At 70.1% G+C, this 17361-nt stretch carries 15 protein-coding genes; 6 read left to right on the forward strand and 9 right to left on the reverse strand.

Annotation, left to right across the window (positions count from 1 at the left end):
* Entirely contained in the window at nt 1–636 is a 636-nt protein-coding gene (locus ACFSVL_RS35800) for a TetR/AcrR family transcriptional regulator (RefSeq protein ID WP_378310787.1), read from the reverse strand.
* Nucleotides 637–744: 108 nt separating this feature from the next.
* Between ACFSVL_RS35800 and ACFSVL_RS35805 the strand changes: the two genes are divergently transcribed.
* Complete coding sequence (locus tag ACFSVL_RS35805) at nt 745–3807, forward strand: BTAD domain-containing putative transcriptional regulator (protein ID WP_378310789.1); 3063 nt, start codon at nt 745–747, stop codon at nt 3805–3807.
* Here the strand turns inward: ACFSVL_RS35805 and ACFSVL_RS35810 are convergent.
* Nucleotides 3789–5159, reverse strand: coding sequence for an MFS transporter (locus ACFSVL_RS35810; RefSeq protein WP_378310791.1), 1371 nt, complete (start codon nt 5157–5159; stop codon nt 3789–3791). The two genes, ACFSVL_RS35805 and ACFSVL_RS35810, sit on opposite strands and share 19 nt — an antisense overlap.
* 102 nt (nt 5160–5261) lie before the next feature.
* On the opposite strand from ACFSVL_RS35810, the gene ACFSVL_RS35815 reads away from it, so the two are divergent.
* Together ACFSVL_RS35815 and ACFSVL_RS35820 are read left to right on the forward strand one after the other, a co-directional pair.
* The gene (locus tag ACFSVL_RS35815; RefSeq protein ID WP_378310793.1) at nt 5262–6107 is read left to right on the forward strand and encodes a helix-turn-helix domain-containing protein; all 846 of its coding nucleotides are present in this window, start codon (nt 5262–5264) and stop codon (nt 6105–6107) included.
* 39 nt (nt 6108–6146) lie between these two features.
* Nucleotides 6147–8405, forward strand: coding sequence for a hypothetical protein (locus ACFSVL_RS35820; protein ID WP_378310795.1), 2259 nt, complete (start codon nt 6147–6149; stop codon nt 8403–8405).
* A gap of 32 nt (nt 8406–8437) precedes the next feature.
* Here ACFSVL_RS35820 and ACFSVL_RS35825 read toward each other — a convergent pair whose 3' ends face one another.
* Nucleotides 8438–9427, reverse strand: a complete 990-nt coding sequence (locus ACFSVL_RS35825; RefSeq protein WP_378310796.1) for a glutathione S-transferase family protein — start codon at nt 9425–9427, stop codon at nt 8438–8440.
* A 196-nt stretch (nt 9428–9623) separates the two neighbouring features.
* On the opposite strand from ACFSVL_RS35825, the gene ACFSVL_RS35830 reads away from it, so the two are divergent.
* Both ACFSVL_RS35830 and ACFSVL_RS35835 read left to right on the forward strand, forming a co-directional pair.
* Nucleotides 9624–11021, forward strand: a complete 1398-nt coding sequence (locus ACFSVL_RS35830) for an MFS transporter (RefSeq protein WP_378310797.1) — start codon at nt 9624–9626, stop codon at nt 11019–11021.
* 44 nt (nt 11022–11065) lie between these two features.
* On the forward strand, nt 11066–12067 hold the full coding sequence (locus tag ACFSVL_RS35835) for an LLM class oxidoreductase (protein ID WP_378310798.1): 1002 nt from the start codon (nt 11066–11068) through the stop codon (nt 12065–12067).
* Nucleotides 12068–12076: 9 nt separating this feature from the next.
* On the opposite strand, the gene ACFSVL_RS35840 is transcribed toward ACFSVL_RS35835, so the two are convergent.
* On the reverse strand, nt 12077–12967 hold the full coding sequence (locus ACFSVL_RS35840) for a LysR family transcriptional regulator (protein ID WP_378310800.1): 891 nt from the start codon (nt 12965–12967) through the stop codon (nt 12077–12079).
* Nucleotides 12968–13026: 59 nt separating this feature from the next.
* Nucleotides 13027–13506, reverse strand: a complete 480-nt coding sequence (locus tag ACFSVL_RS35845; RefSeq protein ID WP_378310801.1) for a MarR family winged helix-turn-helix transcriptional regulator — start codon at nt 13504–13506, stop codon at nt 13027–13029.
* 100 nt (nt 13507–13606) lie between these two features.
* Between ACFSVL_RS35845 and ACFSVL_RS35850 the strand changes: the two genes are divergently transcribed.
* Complete coding sequence (locus ACFSVL_RS35850) at nt 13607–14164, forward strand: YceI family protein (RefSeq protein WP_378310803.1); 558 nt, start codon at nt 13607–13609, stop codon at nt 14162–14164.
* 72 nt (nt 14165–14236) lie between these two features.
* On the opposite strand, the gene ACFSVL_RS35855 is transcribed toward ACFSVL_RS35850, so the two are convergent.
* The 4 genes from ACFSVL_RS35855 to ACFSVL_RS35870 form a co-directional block, all read right to left on the reverse strand.
* Nucleotides 14237–14824 (reverse strand): TetR/AcrR family transcriptional regulator, encoded by a 588-nt coding sequence (locus tag ACFSVL_RS35855; RefSeq protein WP_378310805.1) that lies wholly within the window; start codon nt 14822–14824, stop codon nt 14237–14239.
* A gap of 47 nt (nt 14825–14871) precedes the next feature.
* A complete protein-coding gene (locus tag ACFSVL_RS35860) occupies nt 14872–15411 on the reverse strand; it encodes a hypothetical protein (RefSeq protein WP_378310807.1) in 540 nt (179 codons plus the stop codon).
* 71 nt (nt 15412–15482) lie between these two features.
* Nucleotides 15483–16982: an alpha/beta hydrolase gene (locus tag ACFSVL_RS35865; protein ID WP_378310809.1), complete on the reverse strand. Its 1500-nt coding sequence runs from the start codon at nt 16980–16982 to the stop codon at nt 15483–15485.
* Nucleotides 16979–17272 (reverse strand): hypothetical protein, encoded by a 294-nt coding sequence (locus ACFSVL_RS35870; RefSeq protein WP_378310811.1) that lies wholly within the window; start codon nt 17270–17272, stop codon nt 16979–16981. The genes ACFSVL_RS35865 and ACFSVL_RS35870 overlap by 4 nt, the downstream gene beginning before the upstream one ends.
* Between the last annotated feature and the right edge of the window lie 89 nt (nt 17273–17361).

Raw genomic sequence — 17361 nt, forward strand, 5'->3', positions numbered from 1 at the left:
TCAGGTGTCCTTTCGGGTCGCATAGGTCAGTACTCGTTCGCTGAGCAGGCCTTCCACCGCGTCGAGGAGCGTCAAGGCCGCCTCCGCGATGTCGTCCGGCCGCTCGCCGGCGACGGTGCGTTTGCCGATCTCGCCGTACAGCAGGCTGTGCGCCCAGCCGATCTGCGCCGCGACCAGCCCGGGCACCGGATCCCCCTGCGCCGCACCGGTTTCCCCGGCCAGCAGGGCGGCGAGTTCGGTGACCATCTGCTCGCCGAGGTCTCGCAGCCGGGCCGAGAGCGTGGGCGCGGCCAGCATCATCGGCAGCACGCGGCCGAACCCCGGGCTGAGCCCGATCGTCCGCGCCCGCTGCCGGATCTCCTCACGCAACTGGTCCAGCACCGCGCGCGCCGCGGAGACCCCCAGGCCCCGCGCCCGCACGATCCCGGCCAGCCGATCCGCGGAGGCCTCGGACGGCGGCAGCACCAGGTCTTCCTTGACGCGGAAGTGGTTGTAGACCGTGTTGACCGCGACGTCGGCGGCCTCCGCCACCTCGGCGATCGTCACCGCGTCGAATCCGCGCTCGACGAACAGCCGCAGCGCGGTTTCCGCGATGCGCCGCACTGTCTCCTGCTTCTTCCGTTCCCGAAGTCCCACGTCGTTCAGTGAAGCAGACTCTAAATTTGGTGTCGACTCCATTTTTCTGCCCGGATATCCGGGACATCCCGGAGGCCGGGGCGCCCGCCGGCACGGCATCATCGACCAGTGCGGATCGGCTTGCTGGGCCCGCTTGAGGTCCGGAACGACGACGGTGCCGCAGTCGAGATCACGGGCGCCCGATTGCGGACGCTGCTGAGCGCCCTCGCGCTGGAGCCCGGCCGGGTGGTCTCGGCCGGGCGGCTGGTCGACGCCGTCTGGGGGACGAGCCCGCCGGCCACGGCCAATGCGTTGCAGGCGCTCGTCTCACGGCTGCGCCGGGCCGGTGCGCGGCTCGACTCCACCCCGTCCGGCTACCGGCTGCCCGAGGCGACCGTGGACGCGGCCCGGTTCGAGGAACTGGTCACCGTGGCCAGGACGGCACCCGACGAGAAGCGCGTCGTACTGCTGCGCGAGGCACTCAGCCTGTGGCGCGGCCCGGCGCTGGGCGACGTCTCCGACGCGCAGTTCTTCCAAGGCCCCATCGCGCGGCTGGACGAGCTGCGGCTTTCCGCCACCGAGGAGTACGCCGAAGCCGTGCTCCGGCTGGGGCACGGTGCGGATCTCGTCGGGGAACTGTCGAGGCTGCTGGCCGAACACCCGCTGCGCGAACGGCTCGCCGCGGCGTTGATGCTCTCGCTGCAGGCCGCTGGGCGGCCCGCCGAAGCCCTGCAGGTGTTCGCCCGGATCCGGATGGCGCTCGCCGACGAACTCGGCGCGGATCCAGCGCGCGAACTGTCCGCCGCGCACGCCAAGATCCTCCGCGAAACCGTGCCGGACCGAGACGAAGCCCGCACGAACCTCCGTGCCGGGCTGACCAGTTTCGTCGGCCGGAACGCCGAGGTCGCGTGCGTGGCCAAGCTGGTCGGCGAGTACCGGCTCACCACGCTCACCGGGCCCGGCGGTGCCGGAAAGACCCGGCTGGCTACGGAAACCGGACGGCAGCTGCTCACCGAAGGCGGCGGCGTGTGGTTCGCCGAACTGGCCCCGATCACCGACGGCGCGGACGTCCCGCAGGCCGTGCTCGACGCGTTGGGCCTGCGTGAGCAGGTGTACACCGGTTCGCTGAGCAGCGGCACTCCGCGCGAGCGGGCGGTGCGCGCGTTACGCGACCGGGACGCGGTGCTGGTGCTCGACAACTGCGAGCACGTCATCGAAGCCGCCGCGGAACTGGCCGAATACCTGCTCGGCGAATGCCCCCGGCTGCGCGTTCTCGCGACGAGCCGCGAACCGTTGGCGTTGACCGGCGAAGCACTCTGGCCGGTCGAGCCGTTGACACTGCCCGCGGAAGGCGCGACGCCCGTCGAAGCGCTGTCGTGTGCTTCGGTACGGCTGCTGGCCGATCGAGCCGCTGCGGTGCGTCCCGGCTTCACCGTTGACGAGTCCACTGTGGACGATGTGGTGCGGATCTGCCGGGCGCTCGACGGAATGCCGCTCGCGGTCGAGCTTGCCGCGGCCCGGCTGCGGTCGCTGACCGTGCCGCAGCTGGCGTCCCGGCTCGACGACCGGTTCCGGCTGCTCACCGCGGGCAGCCGGACCGCGCTGCCGAGGCATCGCACGCTGCGCGCGGTGGTCGACTGGAGCTGGGATCTGCTGGAGCCGGACGAACGGCAGCTGCTGCGCCGGTTGTCGGTGTTCTCCGGCGGCGCGACCGCGGACGCCGCGGAAGCGGTCTGCGGCGGTACTGCTGAGCCGCTCAGCGCGTTAGTCGACAAATCACTGCTGACGGTGTCCGAGGACGCCGAGCCGCGCTATCGGATGCTCGAAACGATCAAGGCGTACGGGCTGGAACAGCTCGCCGTGGCCGACGAACGCGAGGAACTGCGTCAAGCGCACGCCGAGTGGTTCGCCTCCTTCGCCGAAACCGGCGACAAATACCTGCGCCGCGCCGAGCAAATCGAATGGCTGGCCCGATTCGCCGCCGAGCACGGCAATCTGATCTCCGCCGTGCGCGGTGCGATCGCCGCCGGCGAGGCCACGACGTCACTGCGGCTGGCGACGTCGTGCGCGTGGTTCTGGATGCTCACCGCGCACAAAACCGAGGCACAGGAACTGATCGAGGCCGCGCTGGCGTTGCCCGGCGAGGTCGACCGCGAACTGCGCGCAATGGGGTACGCGATGGCCGCGCTGCTGCTGACCGTGGGGATGACCGACGAAACATCCGCCGACGCCCTGGGACGCAAGGCGCTCGAACTGAGCCGGGACAGCAAGAATTCCTTGCTGCGGTTCCTCGTCCCGGTGTACGCGCAGACCGGCGACAACGGGGTGCTCATGTCCGCTTTGGACGAACTTCTGTCCGAAGAGGACCCGTGGCTGCGCGCTCAGACGCTGCTGCGCCGGTCGCGCGTGCTGCTGAACGTCTGGCACGACGCGGCCGCACAGGAAGCCGACGTGCGCGAGGCGGTCCGGCTGTTCCGGCAGAGCGGGGAACGCTGGGGTATGTCGCTCGCGCTGAACAGCCTCGCCGAGGTACTCGGCCGTCGCGGCGAACTGGAAGAAGCCGTTTCGTGCTACGAAGAATCGATCCGGGTGGTCTCGGAAATCGGTTCGGCGGAAGACGTTCTCTTCGCCCGCGGACGGCAAGCGCACCTGTTCTGGCAACTCGGCGACGAATCAGCCGCGACGGCCGCGATAGCCGCAGCAGAACGCGACGCGCGGACTGTCTCGGTCCCGGATTCCCTCGCGTTTTTGGCGCAGACCAAGGCCGACCTCGCGCGCTGGCGCGGTGACCTGGCGGAAGCACGGCTGGAACTGAACCGCGCCGAAGCGTTGCTGAGCGAGGTGCCGCCGCATCCGTTGTTCCGCGCGATGATCCAGCATTCGCACGCCTACCTCGACGCCCAAGCGGGCGACCTGCCGTCCGCGCGAGACCGCCGTCGGAAAGCGCTGGCCATGGCCGCGGAATCGGGCGAGGCGACGTACCTGGCGACAGTCCTGGTGGGCGTCGCCGACCACGCCCTGCGCCTCGACCGCCCGGTCGCCGCCGCCGACCTGCTGTCCGCCGCCCGCACCCTCCGCGGCGGCCCCGACCTGGCCCTTCCCGACGCGACCGCCGCCGAAGCCGCGGTCCAAGCCGAACCGTCCGGCACGGTCGACGACCCCATCGCCCTCGCCTACGACGTCCTCACCTGACCCGGCAGCCACCGCAACGCCACCACCCCCAGCCCCGCACACAACACCGCCGCGACCCCCATCGCCACGTGCAACCCCGCCACCACCGTCCCGTCCATCCGCACGACGAACGCCGCCACCGAACCCAGCACCGCGATCCCCAGCGCGTTGCCGATCTCGTTCGAGGTCTCCGCGATCGCCCCCGCCGAGCCCGCGCGCTCGGCCGGCACCGCGCCGACCGCAGTGTCCGCGACGAGCGAGAACGAGATCCCATACCCCACACCGGCGACTACCGTCGAGGCCACGAACCAGCCCACTCCGCCGGTCGCCGTGGTCGCCAGCAGCAGCGCCAGGCCGAGCGCCATCGCGAAATGGCAGGTCACCAGTGTCGCCCGGCTCCCGATCCGCAGGGCGAACGCCGGGGTGAGGACGCACATCACGGTCAGCGCGGCAGCGCCCGGAAGCGCGAGCAGAGCGGCGGCGAGCACAGACCACCCGAGCACGGACTGCAGATAGATCCCGGTCAAGTACGCCGCCGCCGACCACGCGAACAGCGACAGCACCCCGGTGAGCACCGCGACGGTGAACACCTTCTCCCGGAACAAAGTCACGTCGAGAAGCGGATACGCCAGCTTCCGCTGCCGCAGCACAAACCGCGTCAGCACGCCTGCGCCGACCAGCCCGGCGAGCACCGTCGGCCAAGACAGGCCGTAGGCGGCAAGGTGCTTGACCGCGTAGACCGCCAGCAGCAAACCCCCGGCGGACAACACAATGCTGAGCACGTCGACCTTGCCCGGCCGCGCCGTCTTGACCTCCCGGAGCACGAAGGGTGCGGCAGCGAGGAAGACCGCGACGACCGGCAGATTGACCAGAAACACCGACCCCCAGCCGAACCGGCTCAGCAGCACCCCGCCGAGGATCGGGCCGATCGCGAACCCGGCGGCGAACGTCGCGGCGAAAATGCCGATCGCCCGGGACCGGTGCCGCGGCTCCGGGAACAGCTCGCTGAGCACCGCGAGCCCCGACGGCAACAGGGTCGCGCCGCCGAGCCCCATGAGCACGCGACAGCCGATCAGCCACTCCGGCGACGGCGCGAACGCGGCCCCGGCCGAGCCCGCCCCGAACACCGCGGCACCGATCATCAGCAGCTTCAGCCGCCCGTACCGGTCGCCGAGGCTGCCGAACGCGATGAGCAGAGAACCGACCGCGAAGCCGTAGCTGTCGAGGATCCAGAGGGCTTGGTCGGCGGTCGGGGCCAGGGCGCGGGTGATGGTCGGCATGGTCAGGAACAGGATCGAGCCGTCCATCGAGACCAGCAGGACCGGTCCGAGCACCACGAGCAGCCCGAGCGAGGCACGGCGGTTTTCAGTCATGCCCCCGATCCTCGGAACCCCGGCCCTCCGCAACCAGCACCGGCGATGAGTACCCCTCGCAGGTGCAGGCACCGCCTCCCGCGGGCGCTTACGATCGAGACCATGCGGACCGAAACCCTCGGCGGATTCCTCAAAACCCGCCGCGACCGCGTGACCCCGGACGCCGCCGGGCTCCGGACCTACGGCACGCTCCGCCGGGTTCCCGGTCTGCGCCGGGAGGAACTGGCCCAGCTCGCGGGCGTCAGCGTCGGCTACTACACGCGACTGGAGCAGGACCAGTCCGGCACCGCGTCGCCGCAGGTGCTCGACGCGCTGGCGCGGGTACTCAGCCTCGACGACGCCGAGTCGCGCCACCTGCACAACCTCGCGCAACGCTCCGGCGTCTCCCGCCTCGTACGCCCCGAGCCGGAAACCCTCGACCCGCAAGTCGCGACCCTGCTGCACGCGCTGAGCGACAGCGTGCCCGCGATCGTCCTCGGCCGGCGCGGCGACGTGCTCGGCTGGAACCGCACCGGTCACCTCCTCCTCGCCGAGCACCTCGACTACACCGCGCCGGACCTCCCCGAGACCCGGCCGTCGATCCCCCGGATGTTCTTCCTCGACCCGCTGCACCGCGACCTCTACCGCAACTGGGCCGGCCTCGCGCGCATCCACATCGGCTACCTGCGCCTGACGTCCGGCCGGCATCCGACCGACGCCCGGCTCGCCGAGCTGATCGGCGAACTCGTCATGGGCAGTCCCGAATTCGCCGCGCTGTGGGCGGCCGGCGACGTCGCGGACTGCACGAGCGGCCCGATGCACCTGCGCCATCCGACGCTCGGCGACATCGACGTCGACTACCAGGTCTGGCTCCAGCCCGACAGCCCCGACCACCGGCTGGAGGCCTACACCCCGCGCGACGACGCTTCCCGCGACGCGCTGCGGCTGTTGGAGGTCGCTTCGCGCTAAACCCGCCTGCCGCAACACTTCGTGTGGCATCATCCGCCGGTGACCGGTGAGCCGAGCGACCCGCACTCGATCGAGGAACGGGACCTCGACGACTTCGATTCCTGGACCGCGCAGGCCGCGCTGGCCTCCCTGATCGACGAAACGCTCGGCTCCCCCGAGGTCATCCGCCTCCTCGCCCGGGAATCGCTGCGCACCGAAGTCGTCCGCGAAAAGCTGGTCGCGAACGAGACGCTGCTCGCGAAGATCCGGACGCTGCAGGACCAGGTCATGGCCGAGGGCGACCGCGGTTTTCGCCCGCGAAACCGGGCGGTGTCGGCACGCGAGGTGCTCTGGCTGCTCGTCGCGGTGCTGCTCGGGCTCGCCTATCTCAGCCTGATGACCGCCGCGTGGGACCCGCTCCCGGTGTTCCTCCGGATCTTCGCCGGCCTGATGGTGCCGTGCGTCCTGTTCGCCACCGGCGCGCTCGCGGTCCGCAAAGTCACCGCCCTGCGCGAGTGGATCAACCCGGACTCCATGCAGTTCCACGAGGAGCAATTCGGCCTTGGCCCGCGCCGGTCCTTCGCCGCGCGCGAGATCATCCTGCCCGAGGTCCGCGACGTCATTTCCGCGCACCGGCAGCTGCATTTCGGCACGACACTGGTTTTCGAGCAGCAGTACGACCTCGGCGAGGAGGACAGCAGCCGGATCGTCCCGACCGCGGCGGCGAAACGGATCCGGCGCGTCCTCGAACGCGCGGGCTCCGGCGCGGTCGCGCTCGGCGGGCAACGCGGGTCGGGCAAAACCACCGCGATCCGTTCCATGCAACGCGGTCTGCTGCACGGCAGCGAAAACCCGGCACCGCTGGTGGTGGTCGCCTCCGCGCCAGCCACCTACGACGCCCGGGATTTCGTGCTGCACCTGCACAAACTGCTGTGCCAAGCCGTACTCGAACGGATCGGGCAAGTGCTGGGACCGGGCACGAGCTGGCGATGGCGGACCCACCAGGCCCTGCGTGGGCTGACCGACCTCGTCCTCTCGGCCGCACTCGGCTGGGCGATCGGCGGCGTGCTGTGGAACGGGAAATTCACCCAGTTCCCCGTCGAACTCTGGCAAACCCTCGCCAAGGTACAGTTCCCGGACCTCCTCGGTCCACTATGGACAAACCAGCCGGTCGGCAACCGGATCGCACTGGCCGCCGTCGCCGTCCTCGCCCTCCGCTGGGTGTGGAAACTCCTCGCCGCCGCGACCGGCGCACTGCTGATCCTCCTGCGCCGCAAGTCGTCAGAGATACCGCGCGCCCTGCAAGCCGAAGCCCGGCGGCAGCTGCTGCGGATCCAGTACCTGCTGACCTACACCACCGGCTGGTCGGGAAAACTCGCCGTCCCGGCCGGCGGCGAACTGGGCCGCACCCGCACCACGCAGCGGGCCGAACAGCAGCTGACCCACCCCGAGGTGGTCGACGAGTTCCGCGCGTTCGCCCAGCTGACCGCCGAGGTGCTGCGCGAGGAAGGGATCACCGACCGGGTCGTGGTCGCCATCGACGAGCTGGACAAGATCGGCGAGCAGGACAAGGCCCAGCAGCTGGTGAACGACATCAAGGGCATCTTCGGCGTGCCCGGCTGCCTGTATTTCGTCGCGGTGTCCGACGACGCGGTGCTCAGCTTCGAACAACGCGGCCTGGCCGTGCGCGACGCGTTCGACAGCGCGTTTTCCGAGGTAGTCCGCCTGGAATCGTTCACCCTCGACGAAAGCAGGCTGTGGCTCGCGCAACGGCTGCCCGGCGTCCCGGAACAGTTCTGCTACCTGGCCCACTGCCTCTCCGGCGGCCTGCCCCGCGACCTGCGCCGCACCACGATCGACATGGTGGACGTGACGATCGAGCACTACGAACCGTCCCTGTCGACCGTCACCGCCATCCTGGTCTGCACCGATCTGGGATTGAAAACGAGCGGCTTCACCGCGCAGGCCCGCGGACTCGCTCAAACGCCAGAACTGGCCGAACTGTGGCCGAAACTGCTGCGCATCCCCGACACCCGCGAAGCGTCCGCACTCGCCGAACTGGCCGCGGAACTGCACGAAGACGCGACTCCGGACCTGGCCGACCCGGTCAACCGGCTGTGCCTGCACAGCAGCGCGTTCGTCCTCTTCTGCGCCACCGTCCTGGACGTGTTCACCGACGCCCTCACCCAGGCCCGGCTGACGCCAAGCCTGCACGAACTGGCCGTCGCCCGACGGCGGCTCGCGCTGGACCCGCACCTGGCGTGGGCAACGCTGACCGACTTCCGCAAGGCGCACGACCTGCGACTGCCTGCCTCGTGAGTGCTAATCCCGGTTAGAACCGGGATTGCCACTCACGACCCCAGCGCAGGCACCCGCTCCCCCACCGGCGGCAGCCCAGGCGGCGTCCCGTCCCCGAACGGCCTCCCGCCCAGCTCCTCCCGCCCGTGCGGCGTCAACCACCCGCTCTCCGACGGCCCCACCGGCACAATCCCCGTCGGGTTCACATTCCGGTGCACCACGTAGTAATGCTCCTTGATCTGCCCGAAATCGATTGTGTCCCCGAACCCGGGCGTCTGGAACAGATCCCGCGCGTACGCCCACAGCACCGGCATCTCCGCGAGCTTCTCCCGGTTGCACTTGAAATGCCCGTGATACACCGCGTCGAACCGGACCAGCGTCGTGAACAGCCGCACGTCCGCCTCGGTGATCGTGTCCCCCACCAGATACCGCTGACCGGCCAAGCGTTCCGAAAGCCAATCCAGCCGGGCGAACAACGCGCGGTACGCCTCCTCGTAAGCCTCCTGAGAAGTGGCGAAACCCGCCTTGTACACCCCGTTGTTCACGTCCTGGAACACCTTCTCCGCGACGTCCTCGATCTCGTCGCGCAGCTTCTCCGGGTACAGCTCGGGCGCGCCGTCGCGGTGGTAGGCGCCCCACTCCAGCGACAGGTCCACGGTGATCTGCTTGAAATCGTTGGTCACCACCTGTCCACTCGGGACATCCACAATGGACGGAACGGTGATCCCGCGCGGATAGTCCGGGTACCGCGCGAAAAACGCCTCCTGCAGCCGTTCGATGCCGAGCACCGGATCGCGGCCGCCGGGATCGAGATCGAAGGTCCAGCTGCGCTCGTCGTGCGTCGGGCCGCACAGGCCCATCGACAGCACCTCTTCGAGACCCAGCAGCCGGCGCACGATCGACGCGCGGTTCGCCCACGGGCACGCGCGCGCGATCACCAGGCGGTAGCGGCCCGGCTCCACCGGCCAGCCGTCCCGGCCGTCGGCGGTGATCCGGTCGGAGATGTAGTTCGTGTCGCGCTTGAACTCACCCTGGTCGGGCATCGAAAGCCTTTCGTCGGCATGGACTGGCGGCAAGATCCAGCGTAACCCCGGCGCCAGAGCAAACGGCTATACCGGATCGCACGGATTGGCCTTGGACGCCGCGGCAGGCGCCGGGCGAGACTCGTCAGGTCCGGCTGAGGGGACGACGGGCGAACTCGACGCCCGCCCGGCAGCATCTTGTCTGGAAGGTTCTCGCTTGCACTTCGCGCGTCGGCGGCTGACCCTGTTCTTGTTGTGCACCACGCAGTTCGTCGCCATTCTCGATTTCTCCATCACCACCGTGCCGCTCCCGGAAATTCAGCGCGAGCTGGGTTTCAGCGCGGGCGGACTGCAATGGGTGGTCAACGCCTACGGCGTGGCCATCGCGGGCTTCCTGCTGCTGGGCGGCCGCGCGGCGGACCTCGCCGGCCGAAGGCGGATATTCGTGCTCGGTCTCGCCGTCTTCTCGATCGCGTCCCTCGCCGCCGGTTTCGCCGTCGATCCGATCATGCTGATCAGCGCGAGAGCCGTGCAGGGACTGGGCGCCGCGCTGTTCTCTCCCGCCGCCTTCTCGCTGTTGACGACCGCCTACCCACCGGGGAACGAGCGCAACCGCGCGCTCGGCGCCTGGGCCGCGGTCGCGGCGAGCGGACTGGCCGCCGGGGTCGTTCTCGGCGGCTTCATCACCGATCTGCTCGGCTGGCGGTGGGTGCTGTGGCTCAACGTCCCCATCGGACTGCTCGTGGTGGCCTTCGCTCACACCCTGCCGAAAGCCCGCCCCTCGGCGCGATCGGCCCGCCTGGACGTGGCTGGAGCGCTGCTGGTGGCAGGCGGCCTCGTCGTGCTGATCTACGCCTTCGCGAACAGTGAGCACATCGGGCTCGGCCATCCGCTCACCCTCGGGCTGATCGCGGGCGCGCTGGTGCTGCTGGCGGCCTTCGCCGTCGTCGAGACGCGGACGGCGGAACCCTTGCTGCCGCTGCGGATGTTCCGCTTGCGTTCGGTCGCCGGAGCGAACCTCGCCTCGCTGCTCGCCAACACCGGGCTGGGCCCGACCTTCATCATCGTCGCGCTGCACATGCAGCTCGTGCTCGGCTTCACCTCGATTCAGACCGGTCTCGGCCTGCTGCCGATGGCCGCCGCCTTCCTGGTGTTCAGCGCCTGGGCCGGACCGGCGATGGTCGCCCGGTTCGAGGCCAAACCGGTGGTCGTCGCGGGCCTGCTCCTCTTCACGGGTTCGCTGGCGCTGCTCGGATTCTCCCTGTCCCCCGACGGGTCGTGGGCGGCAACGGTCCTGCCGGGAGCGCTGCTCGCCGGGGTCGGGTACGGCATCGCCTTCCCGGCTTGGACGGTCGTGGGGGTCGAAGACGTGGCACCGCGCCACCACGGGCTGGCCGGCGGGATGCTGACCACCACTCAGGAGGTCGGGTCCGCGGTCGGGCTGGCGGTCGGCGTCGCCGTAGCCGCCGGTCCCTCCCCTGCCGAGGGATACCGCCGCGCGGTACTGCTGGCCGCCGTACTCGCCGCGGTCGGCTTCGTGGTGGCGGTGGCCGTGCTGCCCAACCGTCGCGCTGGCAAGGCTCCCGGCGATCTCCTCGGCTCCGAAGCCCGCTGACCGCCGCGTCCCTGCGAAATTCCGTCCTATCTCTGGAGGTTGACGTGTCCGAAACGGCTTCGTTTGCCGAGCACCCGGGTTATCGGAGGATGTTCCGGCCCGGCGAGCTGACCGTCGGGCTGTTCCTGCCGTTGTGGCCCTATCGCGGGGACCTGGCCGACATGGCGGGGCAGGGCGAGACGATCCGGCTGGCCGACCGGTCCGGCTTCGCGGCGATCTGGGTGCGCGACGTCCCGCTGTTCGACCTGGGTTTCGGCGACGTCGGCCAGGTCTATGACCCATGGACCTACCTGGCCTGGCTCGCGGCGCAGACCCGCGAAGCCGCGCTGGCCGCGGGCAGCGCGGTCTTCCCGCTCCGGCATCCGATCGACCTGGCGAAGCAGGCCGCCTCGATCGACCACCTCTCCGGCGGCCGCCTGGTGCTGGGCGCGGCCTCCGGCGACCGGCCGGTCGAGTTCCCCGCCTACGGGATCGACTTCGAGACCAGGGCCGAGCGCTACCGGCAGACCGTGGACATGTTCCGGGCGCTGCTGGAGCCGGCCCGGCCCGAGCTGTCGTCCCCGCTCGGCCGCCTGCGGGGAGCCGACCTGCTCCCCAAGCCGGTCAGCGGGCGGATTCCGTTGCTGGTCACCGGTTCTTCCCGGCAGACCCCGGAGTGGATCGCGGAGAACGCGGACGGATGGCTGGTCTACCCCGGCGTCTCGAACGCGGAAGGCGCCCGTGCCCTCGGCGAGAAGGCCGCCGGCTGGCGCGCGCTCATTCCCGGCGCCCGGTTCAAACCGGTGGCCACCAACGAGTGGATCGACCTTGCCGAGGACCGGAGCCACCCGCCGACCCCGCTGCGCGGCGGGTTCGTGCTGCGCACCGGCACCGACGCCCTGCTGGACCTGCTCGGACGCTGGCGGGACGCCGGGGTCAACCACGTCGCGCTCGGCGTGCAGCACGGCCGGCGCCCGGCGGCCGAGGTGGTGGCCCAGCTCGCCGAGGAGGTGACGCCGAAGTTCCCGGCGCTGTCGGGCCCCGCGCCCAAGGATCCGCTGTGGTGACGTGGCCGGTCAGGGATGAGCCGGGGCTTCCCTGGCCACGTCCAGCAGGTGCCGCAACGCCGGGGAGACCACGCCGCGCTGCCAGGCAAGCACAACAGTCGACACCGGGGCGTCGCTGATGCTGACGAACCTCAGGTCCGGGCGGTTGTAGAAGCGCCGCGCGCCTTCGGTGGTGATGCTGACGCCACGGCCGGTCGCGACGGCCTGCAATTCGCTTTCGAAGGTGCTGGCCTCGGCCCCGACCAGCGCCGTGGCACCGGCCCGCCGGTCGTTGAACAGCCAGAAATCCCGCCACGGCCCCGTGCGGGGAGCGGCGATGAGCGGTTCGGCGAGCAGTTCGCTGACGCACACCTGCGCTTTCCCGGCGAACCGGTGGCCAGCCGGTACCGCGGCGACCAGGTTTTCGCGCGCCAGGACGACATGGTCGAGGTCGACGGCGCCGTCGTGAGGCAGCCGGATGAAGGCGGCGTCGGTCACCCCGTCCGCGAGGCCAGCGGAGGTGTCGGTGAAATCGAACTCCCGCACGTCGACCTCGACTCCGGGAAAGCGCTGGTGGAAGGTCCGCAGGACGGCCGGCGCGTAGTCGAGCCCGGCCGCGACGAGGAACCCCACCGCGAGGCGGCCGCTCTTTCCCTCCGCGACGAGCTTCGCCGCCTGGAGCGCGTCGTCGAAGGCCTTCACCGCGGCACGCGCGCTGACCAGGAAATCGGCGCCCGCCGCGCTCGGGGTGACTCCGTGCGGATGCCGGATCAGCAGCGCCAGGCCGAGTTCCCGTTCGAGCAGCAGCACCTGCCGGGAAAGGGACGGCTGGGCGACCCGGAGCCGGTGTGCCGCCCTGGTGAAGTTGCCTTCTTCCGCGACCGCGATGTAGTAGCGGAACTGGCGCAAGCCGATGGTCACGACCGCCGATCCTACCCGCGCGCACCGGTTCTTGATCGTCCACTGAGGACAGTCAAGGGTCAGTCCTCCGGGCAGGCCGGACAGTCCGGCGGCTCCAGCGCGGCAGCCAGCCGGGCGAGGATCGGGCCCGCGGCGCGGACCTCCTCGGGCGAAAGATGGTCGAACAGGAACGTCCGCACGCGCTCGAGGTGCCCGGGGTACGCGGCGGCGAGCTTCGCCTGGCCGAGCTCGGTGAGCGTCGCGTGCGCGGCCCGGCGGTCCTGCGGGCACTTCACCTTCCGCACCAGTCGGCGGCGCACCAGGTCCTCCACGACCCGGCTGATCCGGCTCAGCGACAGCGCCGTGGCCTGGGCCAGATCGGTGAGCCGAAGCCGCCCTTCGGGCGCTTCCGACAGGGACACCAGCACGGTGTAATCCGTGAGCGAGACCCCGTTGTCGTGCGCGAACTGGTCGTCAAGAGCCCGGGGCAGGACTGTGACGATGCGCGCCAGCGGACGCCACACCGCCTCTTCTTCGCTGGTCAGAGGGGTTCTAGTCACCACAGAGGGGGAGTATATCCGACACTTGCTCGCGCAATCAGTTATTGTGGTCTACAGTGCTAGTTGAACACTCAACCAAGGACCCGAAGGAACGGAACACATGACCAGCGCGACCACCTACGCCCACCTGACCGGCACCTACACGATCGACGGTTCGCACAGCCGCATCGGCTTCGTCGCCCGCCACGCCATGGTCACCAAGGTCCGCGGCTCCTTCAACGAGTTCGAGGGCTCCTTCACCCTGGACGGCGAGGACCCCGCCAAGTCCAGCGCGAACATCACCATCCAGGCCAAGAGCGTCGACACCCGCAACGCCGACCGCGACGGTCACCTGCGCAACAACGACTTCCTGTCCTGCGACGAGTTCCCGACCATCACCTTCGTCTCCACCGGGATCGCGCAGACCGGCGAGGACGCCTTCGACGTCACCGGCGACCTGACCATCAAGGACGTCACCAAGTCGGTCACCGTCCCGTTCGAGTTCGGCGGCGCCGCGAAGGACCCGTTCGGCAACGACCGCGTCGGCTTCGAGGGCTCCACCTCGATCAACCGCAGCGACTACAACGTGAAGTTCAACGCCGCGCTCGAGACCGGCGGCGTGCTGGTTTCGGACAAGATCACCCTGGAGTTCGAGATCTCCGCGATCAAGAACGCCTGAACCAGCCCGACTGTCCGTGAGGGGAACCCTCAGGGAATCTGATTCCCTCAGGGTTCCCCTCACGGACTTTGGCTAAGCCGCGCGCAATCCGGCGATACCTACCTCTAGGGCGGCTTCGAGGTGCTGCGGCTCGCCAGTGGTCAGCAGCATCAGCACCCCGCCCTGCACCCCGGCCAGCAGCGCCGACGCGGCCTGCTTCGGATCCAGCCCCGGCCGGATCTCCCCCGCCGCGCGCAGGTTTTCGATCCCCGCACTCAGCTCGCACAGCCAGCGCTGCATCAGCTGCGTCACCACCGCCTGCGCGCCCGGCGTGTTGCGGCCGATCTGCGACATCACGACGTTCAGCGGACAGTGCCTGCCCTGCTCGGTGTAGTGCCCGAGCACCACCTTCTGCCAGGTCCGGAAGTCGTCCCAGGTGCGCAGCGTGCCGAGCGACGGCTGCTGCACCTCCAGCACCCGGTCGGCCTCCCAGCGCGCGACGGCCAGCAGCAGTTCTTCCTTGCCGTCCGGGAAGTAGTGGAACAGCTGGCTCTTGCTGGTCCCGGTCCGCGCGCGCACGTCGTCCAGCGTCGTCGCGAGCACGCCGCGGTCGCGGATCACCTCGGCCGCGCCCTCCACGATCCGCTGCCGCGTGGCCTCGCCCTTGCGCGTGAGCGTCATCGCCTGCCTCCTGAATGGACCTGCGAGTCCACTCTACTCGCGACAGCTCAGAACGCGGTGCCTCCGTCGGACCAGGACGTCTGCCCGAAGTCCTCGTCGTCCACCGGCGCGCGGCGCGGCCGGGGCCGTTCCGGAGCCTCCGCGACCTCCTCCTCTACGACAGCCTCGGGCTCAGCCTCCGCTTCGGGAGTCCCCTTCGGCCAGACGCACGGCGAGGTCGCGCCCAAATACAGCTTCCCGAGTTCGTTGGCCTGCAAGGACATGTCGAACCCGTCGCGCTCATTGCGCACGAATACGTACTGGTCGGCGGGCCGCCGATCGGTCAGCACGGTGAAGCCGTGCCCCTGCCACCACTTCACGACGGCGTCGAACTGGGCCTGGAAGGTGTCCGGTTCGAGCCCGGTCACCTCGTAGGTGGCGGAGATCTCGAAGCGCCCCGCCGGACCGTGGTCGGTCGGGTCGGTGCATTCGGAACGGTTGCGGGAGAACAGTTCCCGGCCGGCCGGCGCGGGCAGCGCGGAGAACGCGCCGCGCACGTAGTCCTCGACCCGGTCGTGAGCTTCGGTTTCGGTGATCGTGGAGTTCATGGCTTCACCTCCTGGGGAGCAGGCTACGAGAGGAAGGGCGGCGAGGCAGGCAGCGGTCGCGCGACGCGCGGTCACGCGGGCAGTCCGGCGATGATCCGGCCGAAACTGCGCAGCGACGGGTTGCCGTCTTCCCAGTATTGGCTGTGCGCGGCCCCGGACAGGCCGCCCTCGTACCACGGGCCTTTGTCGCCCGGAGCCGATTCGAAGACCTGGCCGCCGAAGCCGTCGCCGGTCGGGCTCGGACCGAGCGGATCGTGGCCGCCGACGCCGATGTTGGTGATCTTGATGAGGTCGTGTTCCGCGACCGTCGAGTGCACGTGCTGGGCGACCTGGTCCTGCGGGACACCGTCGAGATGCAGCTGATTCGCGTGCTCGACGCCTACGCCGGGGCTGCCCGCGAAGATCAGGTCATCCGCGTTGAGCCCGCCGTCGCGAGCCGCGTGGCCGATCACCGTCGTGCCGTAGCTGTGGCCGAGCACCGTGTTGTGCGACGGCTGCCCCTCGTGTGACGCGCGCAGGCCGTCCTCGAATTTCGACAGCTGTTCTTTACCGCCGTCGGCGTATTTCTCGCTGGCGGCGTTCACGAGTTCGTCCGGCGCGTCGTAGCCGACCCAGGTGATCACCGACGTCGACGGCGAACCCGCCATCGTCGCCGACTGCCACATCTTGTCCGACCGGCCGAGATCGCCGCCGATCTTGGCCAGTTCGCTGCCGGTGCCGGGCACGTAGGTCGCGACATTCGCCGCAGTGTCCGGGTTTCCGGCGGCGACCACCGCGGTGCCGTCGCCGCTGACGTCGAGCGACATCAGGAAAGCGGGCGGCTTCCCGTCGCCGGTGGCCGCGAGCCGGTCGCGGATCGCGGTGAGCCCGCGCAGCTGCGCGTCGTCACCCTTCCGCTTGTCGATTTCCTGTTGCAGCACAACACGATTCGCCGCGTCGCGATCGACGACCGGGATGCCGTCGAGGTTGCGGATCAGATCCGGGTTGTCGCGCAGGATCGAGGACTGCGCGGAATCGGACAGACCGTCCCACCACGCCCGGTTCTCCGCCGGAGTGCCGTTCGGCTTCGGCTGGCTGGTGGTCGCCATCGCCAGCGCGACGACCCCCGACCCGCCGCTTTCGCCCTTCGCCGCGCGATCGAGCACGACAGTGAGGTCGGCGTCGACTTCGGTGGCGTCCCGGAGAATCCGGCCGACCCGGTCGGTCACCTCGGCTTGCCGCTCGGGTTCTCCGGTGACCGCGCCGCCGTCGTCGATCCGCAATCCGTTGCGGGTGGCGAAATCGTCGACCTCGCGCACCGCCGACCTGATCCGCTCGACCGCCAGCTGCGCGTCGTGCACCCCGCGCCGGACCGCCGACACGTCGGTGGTCAGCTGCCGCAATTCCGCCGTCAGCGCAGTGCCTTTGGACGTCGCCGCGTCCGCCGCACTGCCTTGCCAGGAGCCGAACTTCGTCATCGCGTCAGCGTCGTCATTCGCCCCAGTCAGCCGGGTGCCGCTCGCGCCGAGCGCGTCGACCGCCGACGCGAGGTCAGCGGGGTTCCAGCGCCGGACGTCTCCCCAGGTGATCATCGGCCCGCCGCCGCGATCTTGTTGGTCGCGTTCTGGTCGGTGTCCCGGTAACCCGCCGCGGCCTGGTCAAGATTTCCCGCGTACGCCTCAGTGTCCGCCGTCCACTTCGGAACGGCGCGGCCCCAGGTGCCCGACAGCCGATCCGCCGCCGCCACGCTCGTTCCGCCGGCGAGCCCGACCCCGGCCAGCGCCCCGGGAAGGTCGACCGCCTTGACCGCGCTCGCCGCGTGATGCGCCCGTTCGGCCGCGGTCGCGACCTCCGCCGGAGCGACCTCGAAACCCGTTCCCATGCGCATCTCCCCCACCGCGGCGATCGGACGACCCGTACGACGAACGTCCGCGGCAGCCGGTTCCCCACAGTTCGGCCTTCGCGAAAACT

The sequence above is a fragment of the Amycolatopsis silviterrae genome, from assembly GCF_042684085.1.
GTDB lineage: Bacteria > Actinomycetota > Actinomycetes > Mycobacteriales > Pseudonocardiaceae > Amycolatopsis > Amycolatopsis silviterrae.